Annotated in this window: 18 protein-coding genes and 1 riboswitch; of the genes, 8 read left to right on the top strand and 10 right to left on the bottom strand. The window is 61.0% G+C overall.

All coding sequences use genetic code 11. The annotated features are described in order from the left end of the window. Nucleotides 1–239: 239 nt before the first annotated feature. A complete protein-coding gene (locus tag ACST81_RS18820) occupies nt 240–992 on the bottom strand; it encodes a crotonase/enoyl-CoA hydratase family protein (protein ID WP_438749807.1) in 753 nt (250 codons plus the stop codon). Between the two features lie 20 nt (nt 993–1,012). Further along, entirely contained in the window at nt 1,013–2,794 is a 1,782-nt protein-coding gene (locus tag ACST81_RS18825; protein ID WP_438749809.1) for an acyl-CoA dehydrogenase, read from the bottom strand. Nucleotides 2,795–2,996: 202 nt separating this feature from the next. Here ACST81_RS18825 and ACST81_RS18830 point away from each other — a divergent pair, with 202 nt between their 5' ends. Further along, the gene (locus ACST81_RS18830; RefSeq protein WP_438749811.1) at nt 2,997–3,989 is read left to right on the top strand and encodes a transporter; all 993 of its coding nucleotides are present in this window, start codon (nt 2,997–2,999) and stop codon (nt 3,987–3,989) included. Between the two features lie 319 nt (nt 3,990–4,308). Here the strand turns inward: ACST81_RS18830 and ACST81_RS18835 are convergent, their stop codons facing one another. Next, nucleotides 4,309–4,761: a BA14K family protein gene (locus ACST81_RS18835; protein WP_438753675.1), complete on the bottom strand. Its 453-nt coding sequence runs from the start codon at nt 4,759–4,761 to the stop codon at nt 4,309–4,311. 157 nt (nt 4,762–4,918) lie between these two features. On the opposite strand from ACST81_RS18835, the gene ACST81_RS18840 reads away from it, so the two are divergent. The 3 genes from ACST81_RS18840 to ACST81_RS18850 all read left to right on the top strand — a co-directional run bounded on the left by ACST81_RS18840 (nt 4,919) and on the right by ACST81_RS18850 (nt 9,114). Further along, a complete protein-coding gene (locus ACST81_RS18840) occupies nt 4,919–5,908 on the top strand; it encodes a glycoside hydrolase family 25 protein (protein WP_438749813.1) in 990 nt (329 codons plus the stop codon). A gap of 122 nt (nt 5,909–6,030) precedes the next feature. Continuing rightward, entirely contained in the window at nt 6,031–7,251 is a 1,221-nt protein-coding gene (locus ACST81_RS18845) for a hypothetical protein (protein WP_438749815.1), read from the top strand. A 192-nt stretch (nt 7,252–7,443) separates the two neighbouring features. Next, nucleotides 7,444–9,114, top strand: a complete 1,671-nt coding sequence (locus ACST81_RS18850) for a hypothetical protein (RefSeq protein ID WP_438749816.1) — start codon at nt 7,444–7,446, stop codon at nt 9,112–9,114. A 32-nt stretch (nt 9,115–9,146) separates the two neighbouring features. Here ACST81_RS18850 and ACST81_RS18855 read toward each other — a convergent pair whose 3' ends face one another. From ACST81_RS18855 to ACST81_RS18870, 4 genes are all read right to left on the bottom strand, one after another. Next, nucleotides 9,147–9,464 carry a type II toxin-antitoxin system RelE/ParE family toxin gene (locus ACST81_RS18855; RefSeq protein ID WP_438749818.1) on the bottom strand — a complete coding sequence of 106 codons (318 nt, stop codon included), beginning with the start codon at nt 9,462–9,464 and terminating at the stop codon, nt 9,147–9,149. Continuing rightward, nucleotides 9,461–9,721, bottom strand: coding sequence for a CopG family ribbon-helix-helix protein (locus ACST81_RS18860; RefSeq protein ID WP_438749820.1), 261 nt, complete (start codon nt 9,719–9,721; stop codon nt 9,461–9,463). Before ACST81_RS18860 ends, ACST81_RS18855 begins: the two co-directional genes overlap by 4 nt. Nucleotides 9,722–9,837: 116 nt before the next feature. Then, entirely contained in the window at nt 9,838–10,932 is a 1,095-nt protein-coding gene (locus tag ACST81_RS18865) for a 2Fe-2S iron-sulfur cluster-binding protein (protein WP_438749821.1), read from the bottom strand. A 1-nt stretch (nt 10,933) separates the two neighbouring features. Beyond that, nucleotides 10,934–12,178: an aromatic ring-hydroxylating oxygenase subunit alpha gene (locus ACST81_RS18870; RefSeq protein ID WP_438749822.1), complete on the bottom strand. Its 1,245-nt coding sequence runs from the start codon at nt 12,176–12,178 to the stop codon at nt 10,934–10,936. A 117-nt stretch (nt 12,179–12,295) separates the two neighbouring features. Continuing rightward, nucleotides 12,296–12,492: riboswitch (cobalamin riboswitch) on the bottom strand. Nucleotides 12,493–12,846: 354 nt separating this feature from the next. On the opposite strand from ACST81_RS18870, the gene ACST81_RS18875 reads away from it, so the two are divergent. Continuing rightward, on the top strand, nt 12,847–13,452 hold the full coding sequence (locus tag ACST81_RS18875) for a DUF6656 family protein (protein ID WP_438749823.1): 606 nt from the start codon (nt 12,847–12,849) through the stop codon (nt 13,450–13,452). A 276-nt stretch (nt 13,453–13,728) separates the two neighbouring features. Here ACST81_RS18875 and ACST81_RS18880 read toward each other — a convergent pair whose 3' ends face one another. Next, nucleotides 13,729–14,790 (bottom strand): GGDEF domain-containing protein, encoded by a 1,062-nt coding sequence (locus ACST81_RS18880; protein ID WP_438749825.1) that lies wholly within the window; start codon nt 14,788–14,790, stop codon nt 13,729–13,731. 210 nt (nt 14,791–15,000) lie between these two features. On the opposite strand from ACST81_RS18880, the gene ACST81_RS18885 reads away from it, so the two are divergent. Further along, nucleotides 15,001–15,987 carry an L-threonylcarbamoyladenylate synthase gene (locus ACST81_RS18885; RefSeq protein WP_438749826.1) on the top strand — a complete coding sequence of 329 codons (987 nt, stop codon included), beginning with the start codon at nt 15,001–15,003 and terminating at the stop codon, nt 15,985–15,987. Between the two features lie 259 nt (nt 15,988–16,246). Beyond that, nucleotides 16,247–17,671, top strand: coding sequence for an FAD-binding oxidoreductase (locus ACST81_RS18890; RefSeq protein WP_438749827.1), 1,425 nt, complete (start codon nt 16,247–16,249; stop codon nt 17,669–17,671). A 7-nt stretch (nt 17,672–17,678) separates the two neighbouring features. Here the strand turns inward: ACST81_RS18890 and ACST81_RS18895 are convergent, their stop codons facing one another. Then, nucleotides 17,679–20,021, bottom strand: coding sequence for a DUF1217 domain-containing protein (locus ACST81_RS18895; protein ID WP_438749829.1), 2,343 nt, complete (start codon nt 20,019–20,021; stop codon nt 17,679–17,681). A gap of 296 nt (nt 20,022–20,317) precedes the next feature. Between ACST81_RS18895 and ACST81_RS18900 the strand changes: the two genes are divergently transcribed. Continuing rightward, nucleotides 20,318–20,884: a DUF6101 family protein gene (locus ACST81_RS18900; RefSeq protein WP_438749831.1), complete on the top strand. Its 567-nt coding sequence runs from the start codon at nt 20,318–20,320 to the stop codon at nt 20,882–20,884. 320 nt (nt 20,885–21,204) lie between these two features. On the opposite strand, the gene ubiA is transcribed toward ACST81_RS18900, so the two are convergent. Beyond that, a complete protein-coding gene (ubiA, locus tag ACST81_RS18905; RefSeq protein ID WP_438749832.1) occupies nt 21,205–22,164 on the bottom strand; it encodes a 4-hydroxybenzoate octaprenyltransferase in 960 nt (319 codons plus the stop codon). Between the last annotated feature and the right edge of the window lie 33 nt (nt 22,165–22,197).

Genomic DNA, 22,197 nt, shown 5'->3' on the forward strand with positions numbered 1-22,197 from the left:
GGTGTTTCAGTGGGTCAGGGAAATAAGTACGTGGCGGCTACTTGGGAGTACGCAGTTCACCCCCCTCTGTCACTTCGTGACATCTCCCCCTCAAGGGGGGAGATCATTCTTTTCCCTTACTTCGTTCGCGTGAGGAAGGCACAGAGTCTGCGGCTCATCTCCCCCCCTGCGGGGGAGATGTCGGCGTAGCCGACAGAGGGGGGTGTTGCGGCATAGAAACTTGGCTACGCGCCAGCGCCTTACCTACGCATGAACGCTTCGAACGCCGCCCGCGCCTCGGCGCTCTTCAATTGCGCAGCGAAATGGCCGGCCTCCTCGTCGATGCGCGCCAAGACGTCCGAGCGGTCGCCGCGAATGAGGTTGCGGGCGATCCGCAGGGCTTCCGGCGGCTTTTTCGCGAGGCTGGCGGCAAGCGCCAATACGTCCTGTTCGATGGCAGCGGCATCGGCGATCTTCCAGATCAGGCCTGCATCCCGCGCCTCCTCGGCGGTGAGAGGTTCCCCGGCGGCCAGGAGCGCAAAGGCACGCTGATGGCCGGCGAGGCGCGGCACGATCAGGCTGGAGGCCGCTTCCGGCACCAGGGCCAAGTCGACGAAGGGTGTCTTGAAGACGGAGCGGGAAGAGGCGATCGTCAGATCGCAGTGCAGGTGGATGGTGGTGCCGATGCCGATCGCCAGGCCATCGACGCCGGAAATGACGGGCTTTGCCGCCGCCGCCAGCGCCCGCAGGAAATCGATGACCTCCTGCCCCATCGTGCCGCCCATGGCGAATGCCATGAAATCGGCCATGTCGTTGCCGGCGGAAAAGCAGCCCTCCGTGCCGAGGAAGGCCGTGACGCGGACGGTGTCGTCGGTCGCCGCGGCGGTCAGTGCATTGGCCATCTTGGTATACATGGCCCGGGTGATGGCATTCTTCTTGGCCGGGCGGTTGAAGCGGATCACCTGAACGCCGGGATGGGCTTGCGGCCGCTCGATCAGAACGTCGTCGGTCATGAGATTCTCCTTAGGCCGGTTCAGGCAAGAGCGATGCGGGCGGCGGCAAGGCTTGCCGCACCGTTGACGATGCGGTCCTTGAGCGACGCCGTCTCGGACAGGAGGTTTTCGGCGGCGAAGCGGCAGAGCGCGATCCGGGCATCGCGTCCTGCGTCTCCGGCTTCTGCCAACCCGCCCCTGGCAAGATAGACGCCGGTGAGCGTAAGCCCGAACAGCCGCTGATAGGCCGTCGCGCCAGCCAGCGCCTCTGCCGGCTTTCCGTCTGCAAGACGCGCCAGCAGCCACTCGGTCGCCTCCGAAAGGTCGGTAAGCGCATCGTCGAGCCGCGCGGCGGTTTCGCCGAAATCGGCGAGGTTCGAGGCGGCGACGTCGCCTGCAACCGCCTTCAGCTCATCGATGAAGCCACGCACATGGGCACCGTCGGACAGAGGCAGCTTGCGGGTCACCAGATCGATCGCCTGGATGCCGTTGGTGCCTTCGTAGATCGGCGCGATGCGCGCGTCGCGGAGATAGCGCGCGGCCCCGGTTTCCTCGATGAAGCCCATGCCGCCATGGATCTGAATGCCCATGGACGCGACATCGACGCCGATATCGGTACCGAAGGACTTGGCGATCGGCGTCAGCAGGCTGGAGCGCTCCTGCCAGTGGCGGGCGCTGTCGCCCTCCGAGACATGGGCGCGATCGACGGCGCGGGCGCAGGCGAAGGTGATCGCCCGGGCACCCTGCGTCACCGCCTTCATGGTCAGAAGCATGCGGGCGATATCGGGATGCTCGATGATCGGGCTCATGCCCGTGCCCTTCCAGCCCGGCGCCTTGCCCTGCGTGCGGTCGCGGGCATAGGCGAGCGCATGTTGGGTGGCAGCCTCCGCCATCGCCACCCCCTGCGTTCCGACGGCGAGACGCGCATTGTTCATCATCGTGAACATGCAGTTGAGACCCTTGTTCTCCTCGCCGACGAGATAGCCGATCGCCCCCTTTTCATCACCAAACTTGCCGTCGCCATAGACCATCGTGCAGGTCGGCGAGGCATGGATGCCGAGCTTGTGTTCGATCGAATGGCAGAAAAGATCGTTGCGCGCGCCGAGCGAACCGTCCTCGTTGACGAGGAATTTCGGCACCAGGAAGAGCGAGATGCCGCGTGTTCCTTCCGGCGCGCCCGAGATCCGGGCCAGAACCAGATGGACGATATTGTCAGTGAGATCGTGTTCGCCGAAGGTGATGAAGATCTTCTGGCCGAAAATCCGGTAGGTGCCGTCATCACGGCGCTCGGCGCGCGTCTTCAGGACGCCGAGATCGGAGCCGGCATGCGGCTCCGTCAGGTTCATCGTTCCCGTCCATTCGCCGGAAATCATCCTGGCCAGGAACACCGCCTTCAGCGTATCCGAGCCGTGTTTTTCAAGGGCGTCCACCGCCCCCATGGTCAGCATCGGCGTCAGTGCGAAGGCCATCGAGCCAGCGTTCCATAGCTCCATCGCGGCTATGTGCAGCATGTGCGGCAGCGCCTGGCCGCCAAACTCCTCCGGCGCGGTCAGGCTGTTCCAGCCGCCGGCGGCCCAGTTGCGGTAGAGATCGCGCCAGCCGTCGGGCGTCACAACCTTGCCGTCGACCAGCTTCGAGCCCTGACGGTCGCCGATATCAGCCAGCGGCGCAATCTCCTCGGTGGCAAAGCGGCCGGCCTCACCGACGATGGCATCGACGAGGTCCGCGTCGAGATCGCCATAGACGCCTTCGGCCAGATCCTCGCCGAGACCCGCCACATGCTTGAGCGTGAACAGAATTTCGTCCACCGGTGCCTTGAACATCTTGTCTCCTCCCGCCACCACAAGACACCTTTCGGGTTTGGTCGTCCAGTGATGGCTTTTCGTTTGCCGAGAAATTATTGATTTTTACGTAAACGTCAATATTTGAATGCACGCTCCTGTCATGCCATTCGCCGGCGCTGCAACAAAACTGTCATGAAACCTGAATAAAGCGAGGCTTGGCTTCCTCTCAGAACCCTGCCGCATGAACCTGATCTCCACTGAAATCCCCGGCATCGTCTGGGCCTATCGATTTCTGCCCGATGAAAACCGCTGCGTTCGCATTGCGGCCGATTCGTCGATCGACGCGCTGATCGAGGGCGAAGGCTGGCTCTGGCTGCATCTCGCGCTCAGCGACGCGCGCACCCCTGCCCTGATCGAACGCATTGCCAACTTGCCGCAAAGCGCACTGTCGACGCTGACAAGCCACGACACGCAGGCGGCGGTGACTGTATCCGACGACATGGTCCACGGCACGCTGGTCGATTTCGAACGCACCTTCGACGCCGAGACCAAGACGATCGGCTGGCTGCATTTCGCCGTCACCGACAAACTCATCATCACCACGCGCCTGCATCCGCTGCGCAGCATCGACCGGGTGAAGTCGGCCGTCGAGAAGAGTGCCCGCTGCGGCCGGCCGATCGACCTGTTCGAAATGATGGTGGTGGAATTCCAGCGCACGCTGATCAGCCTGGTGCTCGAACTGACGGAAGAACTCAACGTCATCGAGGACGATGTCTACGGCGAGGCGGGCCATAACAGCCAACCGCGGCTTGCGCCGCTACGGCGAACCGCCGTGCGCCTGCACCGTCATCTGCGCACGCTGCTGGCGCTGTTGCGTCGCGCAGGAACCTCCGAGGAGGACGAGGTGCCACCGGGATTCATCGATGTCGCCGAACGCCTGTCGGACCGGCTGGAAACGGTCGACCGCGACGTCTTCGCGCTGCAGGAGCGTGCCCGCCTGCTGCACGAGGAAATCGACAGCAAGCTCTCCTCCGAGACCAACCGACACCTTTACATCCTGTCGCTGATGACGGCGTTTCTGCTGCCGCCGACGCTAGTCACCGGTTTTTTCGGCATGAACACGTCAAGCCTGCCTTTTGCCGACGGCGTGCATGGAACCATGATCGCCGGACTGTTCATCGTGCTTTCGATGTGGTTTGCCTGGATGATCCTGAAGCGGATCGGCATTCTGTAAACAGCAAAAGGGCCGGAGAAAATTCGGCCCTTGGACTGCTGACAAAATCATTTCCTGACGCCGCTGAAGGTCGCTTGGGTCATTCTGCGGCTACATTTCCTCCTTCATTCCTGTGCTCGTCACAGGAATCCAGCCAGCTCAAGTCTTTGAGCTGAAACAGTCTTTTGACCCGACGGACGTCGGGTCGCTGGATTCCCGCCACAAGGGCGAGAATGACGGAGGGGTGGGTTGTCACGTCCTCAAACAACGAGCTTTGGAGTTTGCCAACAGTCTGCGGGCCGGAAAAAATCCGGCCCTTGGAACTCTTGATCCGAAGGGATCAATACGGGGAATTGCACTGACGACGCGGGCCGCTATACGGCTGATACGTGTTGTCATAGGCGCGGTAGCTGCGATAGCGATTTGCGCACCACTCGACATGGCTACCGCCATAACGGACCGTCGGCTGGGCCGCGGAACCGGCGATGATGGCTCCGGTCGCGAAAGCCGCCAGAGGGAACCACATGCCGTTATACTCGCGATAGCCGCGACGACGTTCGCGATAACCGCGATGGCCGTTGTAATAACTATGACCGCTGCGGCGGTGATAGCCCCGGCGCCAGTCATCGCCATTGCGGCGGTGGTGGCGGTACTGGACGTCCACGACGTCACCGGCACGTTCGGCCTTTATTGGCACCGGAATCTGCGTGAATGCCACCGAGGGCGTGAAAGACGTGGCCAGCAGCGCTGCCGAAAGTGCCAAGGTGGCCGCTTTTAATCCAAAAACACCCATGGTGTTCCTCCATTTCATTCTATCCGACATGATCGTCATGCGGTGAAAACGGAGAAATGGTCTTTTTGTTCCAATCACAAACGGCGTGAACGGCGTCATCAGACCTAGCGAGAGACGTGGTAACGATGCGTTAACCATGTTTGCGCACCCTCATTGCATGGAAAAGTGTCGCAAACCACGTCTGCGCAAGGTTTTCCGCCTCGCCGTTCTCCTCGGCGTCGCGCTGCTTTCGGGTGCTGCAGATGCGCGCGATCTCATGCCTTGGCGCTCAACCAACCATGCATTGGTGATCGATGCCTATGAACTGAACATCATCGACTGGGACAAAATGCTCAAGGACCGGCGGATCGCGGCCTTTATCTCGAAGGGCTCGGACGGCCTGCCGGAAAGCTTTGCCTGTACCGGCGACCATGGCGGCGATACCGTCGCCCACTGCAAGACGATGTGGCGCAAATATGCGGTCAGCCGCGAACTCTACCAGACGCGGCGGCTCGTGGCCCGCGCCAGCGGCCTGCTGTGGGGCGCCTATCATCTTGCCCGCCCCGGCAATCCGATCGATCAAGCCAACCATTTCCTCGATTACGCCGATCCGCGCGACGACGAATTGATGGTGCTCGACATCGAGGGCATAGATGCCGAAAAATACATGTCGCTGGAGGATGCGGGCATCTTCGCCGGCCATATCAAGGCGCGCACGGGCCGCTACCCGATGCTCTACACCAACCATTCGACAGCGCGCCATATCGCCGCCAATCGCGATCGCTTTCCGATCCTATCGCGCCTGCCCCTTTGGTATGCCCGCTACAAGCCGGGCATCCGCAACGTCTTTCCGATGGGAAACTGGGACAGCTACGCACTGTGGCAATTCTCGTCGGCCGTCAATTGCGGCAAACGCCGCTGCCCCTACCGCGTCGCCGGAACGCTCGACGACATCGACGTCAATGTCGCGGCAGTGAACGCCACGGAATTGAAGAAGGTCTGGGCCACGGGCGAGTTGCTGCCGGAAAAGCCAATGGACAAGCCCATGCTGATCGCCACCGCTAATGCCGAGGTATCGTCGAGCCTAGGCGTGGACATGACCGTGACGGGGTCGATCGGCGGCGGCAACACCCCGACGCCCGCGCAAATCTCCCGCCGTGACGAATAAATCCGCCAGCTAATTTACCAAGGACACTTATTTACGTGCGTAAGTGCGACCTGACATTGACGATATTCCTTCATCTAGTAACATCTGAAAATTATAATACTCTTATATTTCGGGGAAACACCATGGCCAAACTTACTTTCAGCAAATACGCACCTTATGACTATAGCCTGTGGGATGAGCCGGAAAGCCACACGCTGAGCGTCAGTTCCGACAAGAAAACCCTGACGATCAAATACGGCTCCCCCACCGAGGGCGGTGTCTCCAAGATCGTCCTGAAGGGCACCGCGCTGTCCTTCAAGGAAGGCCTTGTCCATGGCGGCACCATCGCCTCGATCGACTTTCTCAATGCGTCCTCCAAGATCATGGCAACCTACAGCGAATTGGCTTTGCGCGGCTTCCAGTTCAAGATGAGCGATCTGTTTGCAACCACCGGCATCATTCACGCCGGCAACGACACGATAACCGGCTCGGCCCAACGCGATCTCATCGACCCCGGCGCGGGCAACGATATCGTCAAGGCGGGGGCCGAGGACGATTTCATCACCGATTACAAGGGCAACGATACCTACGATGGCGGCGCCGGTAATGACCAGGTCGATTACTCCTTCGGAAGCAGGCTGGGCTGGGAACCCTATAAGGCCGTTATCGTCGATCTGCGGGCAGGAACCGCGACGGATCCCTGGGGCTACAAGGACAAGCTGATCAGCATCGAGCAGGCGCGCGGCACGACGCTGAACGACAAATTCTACGGATCCGACAATGCCAATGGCGACCGGTTCATGGGCTATGCCGGCAATGACTACATCGATGGCCGCGGCGGCAGCCAGGACCAGGTTTCCTACAAGCGCGACGCCAGGCACGGGGGTGTTGACGGGGTAACCGTCGATCTTTCCAAGGGGATCGCCATCGATGGCTTCGGAGACACCGACACGTTGAAGAACATCGAATGGGTTGAAGGCGGCCAGTACAACGACAAGATCACCGGCAATTCGAAATCCAATTTCCTGGTCGGCTTTACCGGCAATGACACAATCAAGGGCAATGGCGGCGACGACTGGATGGCCGGCGAAGGCGGCAATGACAAGCTCTATGGCCTCAACGGCAGCGACGATGTCTTCGTTTTCCGCGGCATCGGCGGCTCGCTCGGCTCCGACCAGATCTTCGCCTTCAAGGATGGCGAAGACAAGATCCTGTTCAACGCCGCCACGGGGGTGGACAACAAGGCGGACCTGAAGCTCACCCAGTCCGGTGACGACGTCGTGATCAAATATGCCATGGGCACGATCACCGTCGACAACATCACGGTCGCGAAGCTGACGACGGCCGACTTCATCTTCGAATAGCAGGCTCCGGCAGGACAGCCTCCCTATTTCTGGGGAGCTGTCCTGCACGCCTGGCGCTTGTCTTTCGCCATCATCGCAAGCATATCTTTACCATGGCCGGCTAATGACGCGGCCAAAGGGACAGATTTTACGCCGCAGTATTGCAGGATGATCTAAAGGCATGTCCCGAAGACCACTGCACATGATGAGCAGATGACGACAAAGATTGAAATCAGCAGCAACCGCACGAAACCCGTATCCGTGCTTCAGGCGGACAGCATCTTCGTGATCAACAAGGGCGTAACGCTCAGCACGACCGCGACCGCCATCGTCGCGACGAGCGCTGCGACCGCGCGCGATTTCTACATCAACGGCACGGTGATCTCAGGCTCCAGCTATGCCTTCCAGTTCGGCACGACCGCGGTTACCGACAGCAAGAGCGAATTCGTCGTCAGCAACACCGGCCGGGTGTCGGGCAAGGAATACGGCCTCAAGATCAACAGCGGCAGCCTCGAACTGACCAATCAGGGCACGATCGGGGCGAAGCTGACCGCGATCACCGCCGGCGGCAAGGCGACCCATCTCGTCAATTCCGGGCTGATCGAATCCTCCGCCTCCATCGGCATAGCCGCATCCGGCGCCGGTTCCGTCATCACCAATCACGGCACGACCCATGCGGCGACCAATGCCGTCCAACTTTCGGGCGCATCCGTTGTTCTTACCAACAATGGTGAACTGCGCTCCGACAAGGCCGCCGCGATTTCCTCGTCCGGCGCGAGCGCGACGCTGACCAATCACGGCACGGCGATCGGCCATGGCAACGCCATCGTCTCCTCGGGCACGTCCGTCAAGATCACCAATGACGGCGCGGTCACCTCTACCAAAGGGATCGCCATCCAGGCGAAGGGGGCAGCCGCAATCGTCACCAACAGCGGTACGATCAAGGCTGTCAAGGATGCGATCGTGCTCCTGGGCGACGACGGCAAGGTGACCAACAATGGCCTTATCAAGTCCTCGGCCTATGCGATCTCGGTCTCGGCGGATGACGCCATCGTCACCAACAACAAGACGATCACCGCTGGCGGCGGCGTGAAAGTGGCGGGAACCGGCGAAACCGTGACCAATTACGGCACGATCACCGGCACGCTCTCGACACTGGCAACGGTGGATTTTTCCGGCGCCTCGAAATCGAGCCTGCACAACAGCGGCCTGATCAAGTCGGCCGGCACCGCCTTCCTCGGCAGCAATGCCGTCGATTCCGTCTTCAACAGCGGCACCATCAACGGCACGATCCGGCTTGGCGGCGGCAACGATTATTTCGACGGCACCGGCGGCAAGGTCAACGGCACCGTTTCAGGCGGCGCCGGTAATGATGTCTACGTGGTCAGCGACGCGGCGATCAAGCTGTCGGAATCGGCCGGCGGCGGCACCGACCTCGTCAAATCGAGCGTCTCCTTCACGCTTGCGGCCAATATCGAGAACCTGACGCTGAACGGCGCGGCCAGCATCAAGGCCACCGGCAATGCGCAAGCCAACCTGCTGCATGGCAATAGCGGCGCCAACACGATCGACGGCAAGGCCGGCAATGATACGATCTGGGGCCATGGCGGCGCCGATATCCTCACCGGCGGCAGCGGCGCCGACCAGTTCGTCTTCGCGACCAGGGACGGCAAGGACACCATCACCGATTTCGCCGCAACCGGCTCGGCTCATGACCTGCTGGATCTCACCGGCCTTGCCAGCATCACCGATTACAAGGACCTGACGAAGAACCACATGCGGCAGGTCGGCAGCGACGTCCTGATTGACGGCCTGAACGGCGACAGCATCCTGCTGAAGAACGTCAAGCTCGCGGCGTTGGACGCCGGGGATTTTATTTTTTGAGGGGATGGGGCACAAGCCGAAACTGTGCCTTCTCAAGGACCTTCCAGATCGAAATCCTCGTCGAGCGGCATGCCGGGAGGACGTTCCCGGCCATGGCGGACGGCAAAGATGCGGATGGCGTTTCCACGAATTTCGTAGTCCACCAGATAAGCGCCCATCACCATGCGCAACACGCCCGGCATCGGCAATTCACCGCTGATATGCCCGGCCGACGGAAACCGCGCGAGCATGTCCTTCAACCGCTTCAGACTGTCCGCAAAATGCTGGGCCGCTTGCGGACTGCGCGAGCGAAGATAGGCGGCCTCCGTCCTGACGTAATCTCGCGCGGCCGGAGACAGCGTCACTTTCAAGCGGCAGCCCCTTTGACGATCGCTTCGACTTCGGCGATGACGTCGTCAAGATCGTGTTCCTCTCCCTCATCCATGGTCTTGCGCGCCTTGGCGATATCGAGGATCTCCTCCCCTTCCGCCGCGAGATAGGATTTGAGCGCACGCACGATGACCCAGCTTCGGCTGCGATCGCAGACCTCAGCGATTTCCTCGATCCGGGACAAAATATCCAGGGGCAGCCTCAGGGTGATGGGATCAGACAATTCACGTCCGGACATCGTTTTCACCTCCATTTGTAATACAAGGTAAGCGATATCGCGACAGGGGTCAAACGAACAGGATCGCAAGCCGCCATCCTGTGCGGGACAGCGGCTCCTGCTTCAGGCTGGTCGCTTCACGCTTCGATCTGCACGTCCCCAATCGGCCGCGAGCAGCAGGCCAGGATGTAGCCTTCGTCGATCTCGTCGTCGAGGATGCCGCCATTGTGGTTCATCTCGACCTCGCCAGAGACCTTCATGACGCGGCAGGTGCCGCAGAGGCCGCCTTCGCAGGCGGCGCCGATGCGCACGCCGGCCGCGCGCGCGGTCTGCAGAATGGTCTGGCCGGGCTGACACTTCGCTTCCTTGCCGGCCATGGTGAAGGTAATGGTCGCAACGGTGGCGCCGTCTTGCCCCGCTCCATCGCGGATCGCCAGTTCCTCCGCCGCCGGTGCGGCTGCCGGCTGGAAGCTCTCCTCATGATAGCGGGCCATGTCGAAGCCGACGCTTTCCAGCATCGCCTTCACGCCCTTCATGAACGGCTCCGGCCCGCAACAGAAAACCGTGCGTTCGCGGAAATCGGGGGCAAGCAGCGCCAGTTTCGAGGTTTCGATCCGACCGCGCAGGCCGTGCCAGCCGTGGCGTGGCGCATGGGTCTCGACGATGAAGCCGAGGTTCATCTTCGGCATGTTGCGTGCGATGTTTTCAAGCTCCTCGCGAAACAGGAGGTCGTCCGGCTGACGGGCGCAGGAGAGGAACGTAACGTCCGTCTGCGGCGCGCAATCGGCCATCCAGCGGGTCATCGACATCATCGGCGTGATGCCGGAACCGGCCGAGATGAACAGGTATTTCTCACCCGGGTGGCGCACGAAGGAGAAATCACCGAGCGGCCCGAAGGCCTTCAGCTTCATGCCCGGCTTCAGGTGATCGAACATCCAGCGCGTGCCGATGCTCGCCGCCTGTGCCTTGACGGTGACGGCAATCGAGAACGGACGCGAGGGCGTCGAGGACAGCGTGTAGGTGCGCATGACCGGATCGTCCGGCGTGACCGGCAGTTCGAGCGTGACGAACTGGCCCGGCAGATATCGAAACCAGCTATCCCTGTCGGCCTTGAAGCCGAAGGTCATCACATCCGGCGCCTCATGGGTGACGGAAATGCATTCCAGGAGCTGTTGCCGGTCGTTGAAGGGTTGCAGTTCGTCGAAGTGCCGGAAAGATGAAGCTATCGTCATGTCAGGCAACCCGAACCAGAGGGGTGGAGGCTCCGTGCAGGCGGTCAGCCAAGAAATTGGTGTACCATTCGACGAACTGCATCACGCCGCCCTCATGTTCCGGCGAATAGGGTCCGGGCTGATAGGCGGGCGAACGGATACCAAAAGCGTTTTCCTCGACGATCTGGCGATCCTGGTCGTTGGTCTCGGTCCAGACATGCGTCAGTTCCTCGAGATTGTAGTCGACGCCTTCGACCGCATCCTTGTGCACCAGCCACTTTGTCGTGACCTGGGTCAGTTCCGGCCCGAGCGGCAGGACGCGGAAGGTGATGGCGTGGTCCCCCAGAACATGGTTCCAGGTCGAGGGATAATGGAACAACAGGAGCGTACCGATATTGCTCTGGCTGACATCGTCGGACAGCTGGCGCTTGACGGCGCGTTTTCCCGACATCGTGTAGCTTTCGGCTTCCTGGATCAGCGGCATGCGGGCGACGCGGAACTGTCCGCTCCTGTCCATCTTGAATTCGCTCGGCAGGCCGGATGCCTCGCACTTTGCCCAATGCTCGGCGATGACCGGATCATCCTTGGCGCCCTGCACGCCAGTGGCCGTCGGGGCTTCCGGATAGGTGCGGCAAAGCTCCGGATGGTTGGCGGCGCAATGATAGCATTCGCGGTTGTTTTCCCAGACGAGCTTCCAGTTGCCCTTCTCGATGATCGTGCTTTCGAAGGCGACCTTGGTGTCCTTCAGATTGTGCGGCGTGACATAGGAGGAAACCATGTCGCGAACCGGCTGGAAGTCCATCGCGGCGTCGGCCAGGCAGATGAAGATGTAGCCGCCGATGGTTTCGCAATGGATCGGCTTCAGACCATGCTGGTTCTTGTCGAAATCCTCGCCCATCTGGCGGGCAAAGAGCAATTTGCCGTCGAGTTCGTAGGTCCACTGGTGATAGGGACAGACAAGCTTGGCGGACGATCCCTTACTCCCGGCGCACACCCGCGAGCCGCGATGGCGGCAGGAATTGTGCAGCGCCCGGACGGTGCCGGTGCGATCGCGGACGATGACGACCGGATATTCGCCGACCTGGACGGTGAAATAATTGCCGGCCTTCGGGATTTCGCAATCATGGCCGATAAACAGCCAGTCCTTGTACCAGATCTCTTCCATATCGAGCTTGAAGAGGCCCGGATCGGTGTAGAATGCCTGTTCCAGGCTATGCCCGGCGCGCCGGGTCTTCAATTTGCGGAGAACTTCGCTGCGGAGATCCATGATCTGTTCCTTGTGCTCGCCACGTTTCACGAGTTGCCGCGCACAGGAAGGAACCACCCGCGCCGGGAAAGCGCGTGGTTTCGTGGTTCATCTTCCGGCTGCCCGCCGCAACCAAAACATCAATGTCTTCACAAGGCTGGTTTCCGGGCTCTGGAGCCGTCCTTTCGGACTATCCCGGCGCCTTCCCGGATTTCTCCAGTGGCCTTTTGCCGAGGTTTCGCTCCACCACCGTTGCGGGGGCAGCGCCGGATTTTGACCGGCTTCCCAATTCTCCGCCTTCCCATCGAGGCGACACCTTGAGTGTCTTTATCTAGCCCTATCTTAAAGCCGGGCAGGCGTCGATTAGCGACATCCAATTCCAGAATGACGACAATGTTCATGCTGCCGTAAAAACGTGCGGAACCGTATATTTTATAAGCAAAAACAACAGAATTATCTAGAATTTCAGCAGACGCCGCGTTTTCAGCCAGCGGACCGAACCGGTCACGGAGCGACCGTCTCTTTACGACATTTCTCGACGCGTGAAATCGTGTCGCAACGCAAGCGCCGCACCATGATGGGCGGTTAACGTCCGGAAAGATTACGTTAACCTCGACGCTGTAATTTTCCCGATGGAGAGTTTTCGCCCCGGCCTGCTCAGCAAGCCGCTGTGATTCTGGTGCTGGCCCATGTCAAACCTGAAATATTTCGACGCTGCCGCCGTCAAGAAACCGGTTCAATCGCCGAAGGCCGCGATCTATACCGAGTTTCTGCGCACAGGACGCATCAACCGGCACAAGGACAATTGGGACGCGACCAAAAGGCGGTACCTGACCCATGATGAGGTAGCCGCCCGCACCGGCAAGAAGCTCGAAACGGCGGGAACCGTGACGCACGAGCGGATCAACGGCTTCCACCAGTCCATCCAGTTTCCGAAGATGCTGTTTCACCGCACGCTCGCAGGCAGCCCGCATCTCGGCTATTGCCATGTCACGGCGGCACGCACGAAATTCGCCAAGTTCGACGATGTGCGCTGGTCCTTCTATATCGCCAACTTCTTTTCCGACATCGGCGACGACGAGCGCTTCTTCGACAAGATCAAGATGGGCTATTCGCGGATGTACTTCGCCGTGGCGACAGAGATGGACGCCGAGGCGGGCAAGCTCAGCATCAACCGGGCCATCCACCAGAATGGCCTTCTGTTCCGCACCCGCGATCCGAAGGAAGCGCTGAAGAACGTCTTGATGCTCGGCGCACGCAACGAACAACTGCGGCGCATCATCAGCAGCCTCTAGAGCATCGTTCCCTTAATACGATTCATTCTGTTGGCTCAAAACGGCCGATCCACAAGAAGGATGGCGCAGAGCGATGCGACATCCATCGGTCCAGCCATCCGCCGCAGTGGGCGGCCGTTTTCAGCCAACCCGAAGGGCTGGATGAATTTTGGCCACGACCGGCGGTGGCCGTCTCAACCGCGGCTTCTGCTGCGCTTTTCGCCAGCCGCCTTGGTTCTGGCCAAAATTCCTTCCAGCAGAATGGGGCGTATTAAGGGAACGATGCTCTAGCCGCGCCTATTTCTTGTAGATCAGCCAATCCCTGCCGACCGGCGCCTCGTCCTCGACACCGTGAACGGCCGTGTGGTCACCGCCCTTCGCCTGCGCCCGGGCCATTGCCTTTTCAGCGAGATTGACAAGGGCGAAGGCGTTGCCGGCACTATCAGCCGTGCAGACTCCGACGGAGAGCGTGCCGTTGCCAAGACTTCGGCCGGTTTTCGGATGTTTGAACTCGGTGCCGCGAAGGCTGGCGCGCAGCAGCGAGAGCAGCCGGACGATCTCACCCTGATCGCTTGTGTTGAGCAGGAAGCCGAAACGAACGCCGTCGAGACGCACGGCCAGTCCGCTGGACGGAAATGCCTGCTGGATCACGCCGCCGATATGGCGGGCCAGGTGTTCGGGCAGCGCCGCGATCTGCTGGCCGGACAGGCGCGGACCGGGGTCGAGCTCGGCAATGGCGATGCCGCAGGCAAGCGGCCGCTCCAGTTCGCTATAGACGCGCGCGAGCGCCTTGTTGAAAGAGCGGCGGTTACCGAGGCCTGTTGCCGCATCGGTGAATTTCGTCGCCTCGAAATCCGCAAGCTCCTTCTGGATGCCGGCGATGACGGTCGATTGCGTGATGACGCTCTGTTCCAGCTCCGCATTCTGCGAAACCTGGCGTTCGGTCGCCTGCTGCAGGGCGCGGATGGAATTTTTCAGCACCGACTGGCCGGCCTCGTCCGTGTCGCCAAGGGCTTTCGAGGCCTCGCCGATGATGCGGCCGTAATCGCTGAGCGAGGTCTTTTCCCGCGTCAGCAGGGTCATGAAATTGCTCATCTCGTCCCGCACCATGGTGGTCGAGCGGGCAAGGACGCTGGCTTCGTGATGATGCGGAAGATATTTGCGGCCAAGCTCGTCCAGCGCAGCCTGGGATTTGTATTTCCCCAGCGCGATGAAGTCCCGCACCAGCTCCGGATTGGCACCGGCATAGGCTTCGTAGACAAGTTCGTAATTCCGGGGAACCGCGTCTATGCCCATCTGGTGCATGGCCGTTGCGATACGCAGCGCAAGGTCATTCGGCATGGATTTCTTCTGGGCCATTCTCGCTCCGGGTTCACGCGGGGTTTACATGGGTTAACACGGGGCACTTTCCGTTGTTCTAACCGGAACCCTCGGATTTTAGGCAATGGCCGTCCATTGGCGGACGAAGCCGCGAATGCCCTTGGCAAGGCCGCGCCAAGAGCTGTAAAGGAGACGTCAGCGCGCCGGGCCGGCGAGACTTGCAGGTCCGCGCCGACCCTTGGAAAGCGCATGGCCCTGATCATCGATACACGCACCGAACCGGACCGCGCCCTGGCGCTGGCCTGCGAAACGCTCGAGGCTGGCCTGCCGGTCGCGATCCCCACGGAAACGGTCTATGGGCTGGCAGCTGACGCGACCAATCCCGATGCCATCGGCCGCATCTATGAAATGAAGGGCCGCCCTCGCTTCAATCCGCTGATCTGCCACGTCGCCGATTTCGCCATGGCCGAACGGCACGTCACCTTCGATCCGATCTCACGCCGGCTCGCGGAGGCCTTCTGGCCCGGTCCGCTGACGCTGATCCTGCCGCTCAAGGGCGAAAGCGCCGTGCATTCGCTCGCCTCCGCCGGGCTCGATACGCTGGGCGTGCGCATGCCCGACGGCTTTTCGCGCGCCGTCATTGCCCGTTTCGGCCGACCGCTGGCAGCACCCAGCGCCAATACGTCCGGCAAGATCAGCCCGACCAGCGCCGCCCATGTCGAAGCAGACCTCGGCGACAAGCTCGCTCTGATCCTCGATGACGGACCGGCCGATATCGGGCTGGAATCGACGATCGTGAAGGTGGAGGGCGACGAGATCCGCCTGCTGCGGCCGGGCGGCCTCGATGTCGCCGATATCGAGAGGCTGACCGGCAGGACCGTCTTGCGCGCCGAAACCGCGGGCGCCGCGATCGAGGCTCCCGGCATGCTGGCGTCGCACTATGCGCCGGGTGCGGCCGTGCGGCTCGATGCCACCGACGTCCAGCCGGGCGAGGCGCTGATCCGGTTCGGCGGCAAGCCGCTGCCGGGCGAGGACAAGGCCGCGCTGGTGCTTGATCTGAGCCCGGCAAGTGACCTGCGCGAAGCCGCCGCCAATCTCTTTGCCTATATGAAACAGGCCGACGCCTCGAGCGCCGGGACCATCGCCTTTGGGGCAATCCCGAACGAAGGCCTGGGCGAAGCCATCCTCGACCGGCTCGAACGGGCCGCCGCGCCAAGGGATGGGGAAGCCCCGTGAACGCGCTACACACTCTATCGTCCCCTCTCCCCGCCTGCGGCAAAGACCCCCTCTGGCCTGTCGGCCATCTCCCCCACAAGGGGGGAGAGACCCAGCCGCCGACCCTCGTTTCAGATGATGGACAGAGCGGCAGGTTAAGCCCCTCCCCCTTGTGGGGAGGGGTTGGGGAGGGGTCTTTCCCATATGCGATGGTCTCCCCGCGCGCGGGGAGAAGGGACAAGCGGCAAGCCCCACCGCCTCACCAATGGAACGCTCATCTATGATCTCTCCCGAACTCATCGAAAGCTTCGCTGAAATCGTCGGCCCGGCCAACGCCCTGACAAGCCCGGGCGACATCGCACCCTATCTCGTGGAAACGCGAGGCCTCTACAAGGGAACGAGCCCGCTCGTGCTGAGACCCGGCAGCGTCGAGGAAGTCTCCGCCATCATGAAGCTCGCGACCGTGACCGGAACTTCGATCGTGCCGCAGGGCGGCAATACCGGGCATGTGGCCGGAGGGATTCCCCGTACGGGCGAAAACGACGTGGTGCTGTCGCTGGAACGGCTGAACCGCATCCGCGACATCGATCCCGTCGGCAATGTCATCGTCGCCGATGCCGGCTGTATCCTCGCTGATATCCAGACGGCGGCCGAGGCCCATAACCGGCTGTTTCCGCTCTCGCTCGGCTCGGAGGGCTCCTGTCGGATCGGCGGCAATCTCTCCACCAATGCCGGCGGCACCGCGGTGCTGGCCTATGGCAATATGCGGCAACTGTGCCTCGGTCTCGAAGTCGTGCTGCCGACCGGTGAAGTGTGGGACGGGCTGCGGCGGTTGAAGAAGGACAATACCGGTTACGACCTGCGCGACCTGTTCATTGGTGCCGAGGGCACGCTCGGGGTCATCACCGGCGCCGTGTTGAAACTGTTTCCGCAGCCGCTCGGCCATCAGGTCGCCTTTGCAGGATTGAGGAGCGTCGCCGATGCACTGGCTTTGTTCGACAAAGCGTCAAGCCTCTGCGGCCCGGCACTGACCGGTTTCGAACTCATGCCGCGCCTTGGCGTCGAGTTCACCGCGAAGCACATTCCCGGCGTCCGCGATCCGATGGAAACGACGCATGCCTGGTACGCGCTCATCGACATTTCCACTTCCGATTCGGCCGAAAGCGCGGAACGAATGATGCAGGCGCTGCTGGAAGCGGAAATCGCCAGCGGGCTGGTCGAAAACGCGGTGATCGCGACCAACGAGGCGCAGCGCAAGAGCCTCTGGCACATGCGCGAAAGCATGTCGCCGGCGCAGAAGCCGGAAGGCGGGTCGATCAAGCATGACGTCTCCGTGCCGGTATCCAGCATTCCCGCCTTCATGGCGGAGGCTGACGCGGCGGTGATGGCAGCCATTCCCGGCGCCCGCATCTGCTCCTTCGGGCATATGGGCGACGGCAATATTCACTACAATATCTCGCAGCCCATCGGCGCCGACAAGGACGCTTTCATCGCCCGCTGGCGCGAGATGAATGCGATCGTCCACGGTATCGTGCTGCGCTACAACGGTTCGATCTCGGCAGAGCATGGCATCGGCCAGTTGAAGCGCGACGAACTCGCCGAAGTGCGCGCACCGATCGAGATCGACCTGATGCAGCGGATCAAGCACGCCTTCGACCCCGCCGGGATCATGAATCCCGACAAGGTGCTGAAGGCTAAAGGGTGATAAACAATTAGCCGCCGAGGCGCAGTTGCGACAGACTCATCAGCGTATCGGCGCTGATGCCGCCGCGACCGCTGTTCGACAGGATCAATTCCGCGCCGGAAACATCGACATTGTTTTCAATGTCATAGAGCGCGGTAAACCGCTGCAGCAGCTTTTCCAGTTTTTCCGGATCGTGCAGGTCCTCGATCTCGAGTACCCTGTTGATATAGGCGTACTGGATGTCGACATCGGCGCTCGACATCTCCTCGGGGATGCTGAAGGTCGTCTGGATGACCTGCAACAGCGCGCTGTCTGCGAGAAGATCGTAGGCGGTGTTGACGCCTTCTGCCATGCGGCGGAAATAAAGCGCCAGCCGCACGCCGGCATTGTCCTCGCCCTTTTCCTCTTCCAGTGTCTGATTGAGATAGAGGTTTTCCGTTTCCAGCAAGCCGCGCCGGGTCTGGATACCCTGCGTCGGCCTGGCGAGATTGCCCTCGCTGTCGAAATTGTAGGCGGAGACGATCTGCTTGTAGACGTCCGTGTTCGGCTCGGTGTTGATGAAGCTCTTGGGATCGGTGAAATCGGATTCGAACATCTGGCGCAGATAGTCCGTCGTCACCTCTTCCGGATCGAGACCTGCGGCAACGACGATGAAATCGACCAGGCGTTGGTTGGAGAGTAGACCGTCGAGCGTTTTGATCTTCTCGATCTCGGCGCTGTAATATTTCGACTCTTCCGTCGCCTTGGTCTTGTCGTCTTCCGTACCGAACCGGCTTTTCTCGATGACATAGGACTTGGCGGTGTTGAGGATTTCCGATTCCGACTGGGCCAGCATCGGCGTGCCCAGCGTTCCATCGGTCTTGAAATTGAAGGCCTTGACGAGTTCGACGTAACGCTCGTCCTTCAGCGTATAGACATAGCTCTTGGGATCGGTGAGATCGCTCGTCAGAACCTTTCTCAGCTTGCGCGCAGAATCGCCTTCGTTTTCCAGGCCCACGGCCGTCAGCGCCAGCTTCATGATCTTGGTGTCGGACAGGAGACCGTCGACATCGGAGACCAGGCTGATCAACGTTTTGTAGGACGTGATCAGCGCCTCGTCGGCCGCCTCGTCGGCATCGTCATAGCGGGCTATCCACAGGGCATCGGTTTGGGTCGTCTGGGCCGCCGTCTGCGCGTTGCCCGCGGTCACCGTTCCGTCTGTCTGGAAATTGAACGCCGCCGCCAATTGCCTATAGACGGCGTTGTATTCCCCGCCCTGCGTATTGGCGTAGCTGGTGGGGTCGCTCAGATCGCTGGTGACGATGTTTTCGAATGTCGACGTCAGGAAACCCGATGGCAGGCCATAGGCGATGCGCAGATAGGCGAACATCCGGCTGTTACCGGTGATATCGCTGACATTGTCCACCGTCGTAATCGTCGAATCGTAATAAAGCTTGTTCAACTGCGCGGCCGAAGAGGACAGGCGCGGCTGCTGGAAGACATAGGCTTCGTTGGTCGATGCTTTCTGCGCATCCGACATCGCCTTGTCGCCGCTGGCCAGCGTGCCGTCATCCTGGAAATTGAAGGCGGCGGCAAGCGGCGTGTAGTCCGGCGCATTGTTGATCTGCACCTGATACTGCGCGATCAGCTTGCGGGCGGCGCTGGTGCTGTCGGCAAGCTCCGCCGGCGTGGCGTTATTCTGGACGGAGGTGATCTTGTCCTGCAGACCCTGGAGATACGCTGCCGCCTTGACGTTCACATAGCTGCCGGAGTCGCTGACGTCGCTGGTGACCACGCCCTTGAAGTGAGCATAGTCCATATATTTCGGATCGAAGCCGAAGGCGGTCAGGACGTAATTCTTAAGCTTCTCGTTCTGCCAGAGCTGGTCGACATTGGTGACGGTGTCCATCACTGCGTTAAAATAGACCGAGTCCGATTTGACCGCATCGTCCTGGTTGGTGATGGTCTGGTTGTAGAGTCCGATCAGCGCGTCTTCCTGTGCGTCGCTTTGGACCACTTCCGTCGATTGCGAGAAACTGAAGGCCATCGCGAAATTGCGATAGCGTTCGTCCGTCAGCATGTTGGCGTAGCTGCTGTCGTCGCTGAGGTCGCTTTCCAGCACCTTGCGCATGAAAGCCGTGGCATAGGTCATGTCTTCCAGGCCGTGGGCTTTCATGGCGTAAGCGTAAAGCCGGTAGTCGCCGAGGAAGTCGTCGATCGACGTAACCTTGCCGATATTGTCCTTGTAATACTGGCTTTCGCGGGCAACCAGCACCTGTTCGGAGGTGCGCTGCAGGCTCGTCTTCATGTCGCGGGTAATGAGATTATAGTCGATATAGGTGGAAACCATTGCCGCTCTGCCGATCGCCTGAAACTGTTGACGGAACGCCATCCGAACGGACGCAATTCCGCACCCTGCGGTCATAACCTCGGCCAAGATGGACGGTCTGCCTTGCGCGTGGCTTTTCCCGCAAGCCGCCCCGACATGTGCGAAATGCCATAGATTTTTTTCACATTTGAGAAACCCTGCCGCGTTGGCCTTTGCTAACCATCAGGAAATGCAAAGTTTTTTAACTGCGATTTTTAAGTCGTCTCAAACGGGAGCCGCCTATCTTGAGGTCACAGAGGACGAAAAGTCCCGAAGAGAAGACCGGGAACCGGCTCTCAAGGAAAACAAGGGCGATTGAAATGCTGAAGACACTTTCTCAACCGGCTTGGGTCGAAACCACGCTGCGACTGGATCCGAAACGCTTCCCCCAGCAGGCAAGCTACAGCTTGCACGGACAGCCGAGCAATGTCACCATCAGTCTGGACGAGCGCGGCGCCGTCATGCGCAAGGTTCTGCCGTCCAGCGGATTGCCCCTGTCGATCGCCCTGCCCGCCCGCGCCTTCAAGGGTGTCGCGGCCCGTGCCATCGACCACGGAGACGGAGAAGTGACCGTGACGCTCGAACTTCATCATGACGATCCGGACCTGTGCATTCCGCTGCTGGTCGCCCATGATCTCGCCGATATCGCCGCCGACTGGCGCAGCTGGTCGGAAGCCTACCGCATTCCGATGCTGATGGTCGAAGCCGACGGCGTTGCCCGACCGCTGGAAGATCATCTCGGCGAAGTCCGCACCCGCGAGATCAAGCCACGTCGCCGCCACTCTCTCTTCAACGATCGCCGCCCGCGTTTCCTGATGCGCCGCTCCACCGGCAGCCTCGGCGTGACCATGAAAATCGATGGCCGGGAAATCATCGCCCGCAACTGATTTTCGACACAATCCTCGACACCTCCTCCAGTGCAAAAGACCGGTCGTCCCCTGCGGCCGGTTTTTTGTTTTTTTGTTTTCAGTCGGTTACGGAGGATATTCCGGAAACACCGGCAAAGCCTTCTTGATGCCATATGCGGCCAGCACAGTTGGGCAACGAGAAGGAGACAGCCATGCGCACATTCATCCGCGCGGCGATTGCCGCGATTTCCGTCCGCTTCGCCAAAACGAAGAAGAGCCGCGACACGGATTTGAGCTGGGCTTGAATATGATGGTTTGCTGCGGTGGACCCTTGCCCTCCGGCCCCGCCGGAGGGTTTTTTATATCAGCCGGACAACAAGGGCCGCGCAAAGCCCGATGAAGACGATCAGGCCGACAATGCCGTTGAACTTGAACAGCGCGAGGCACTGCGTGGGGTCGTGAATATCGAGCACCAGGATCTGGTAGAACAGCAGAACGGCCGCGACCAGAAGGCCGACATAGGCGAGGAAGCCGGCGCCCGCGAAGGCAAACGCGATGAACAGCAGGAAAACCGTCAGCCCGTAGAGACCGAACAACCACGGACGCGGCCTATCCCCGAAACGTCGGGCCGTCGAGCGGACACCGATCAGTTCATCGTCCTCCTTGTCCTGATAGGCATAGATCGTGTCGTAACCGACCGTCCAGGCGATCGCCGCCAGATAAAGCACGACCGCCGCGATGCCGATGCTGCCGAACTCGGCCGACCACCCCATCAGCGCCCCCCAGGAAAAGGCCAGCCCGAGGAAGAATTGCGGCCAATCGGTAAAGCGCTTGGCGAACGGGTAGACCGCGACGAAGACCAAGGAGAAGACACCGAGAAAGATCGAAAAGCCGTTGAACTGCAACAGCACGAGCAGTCCCACCAGCGCCTGCAGCACCATGAAGACCTTGGCCTGAAGCCGCGTCACGCGGCCGGAGGGCAGCGGTCGCGACCGGGTGCGCGCCACTTCCATGTCGATGTCATGGTCTATGATGTCATTGTAGGTGCAGCCCGCACCGCGCATGGCGACCGCGCCGATGAAGAAGAGGATGAGGTGCAGGACGAAGCGGCCGGCCGAGAACGTGCCGAGCGATGCCGCCGCATTGGCAGCGAGCCCCGCCGACCAGAAGCAGGGTAACAGCAGCAATTGCCAGCCGATCGGCCTGTCCCAGCGCGCGAGTTGCGCATAGGGCCAGAGCGGTCTTGGCAGGACGCGGTAGACCCAATTGTTGGACGGCGCATCGTGAACGCGCCCGGAATCGGCTGGACTGGTGCTCATGCCGCTTGTTTGCAGCGACCGACAGGCGCGGTC

It is taken from the genome of Pararhizobium sp. O133 (genome assembly GCF_051669845.1).
Classification (GTDB): domain Bacteria; phylum Pseudomonadota; class Alphaproteobacteria; order Rhizobiales; family Rhizobiaceae; genus Pararhizobium.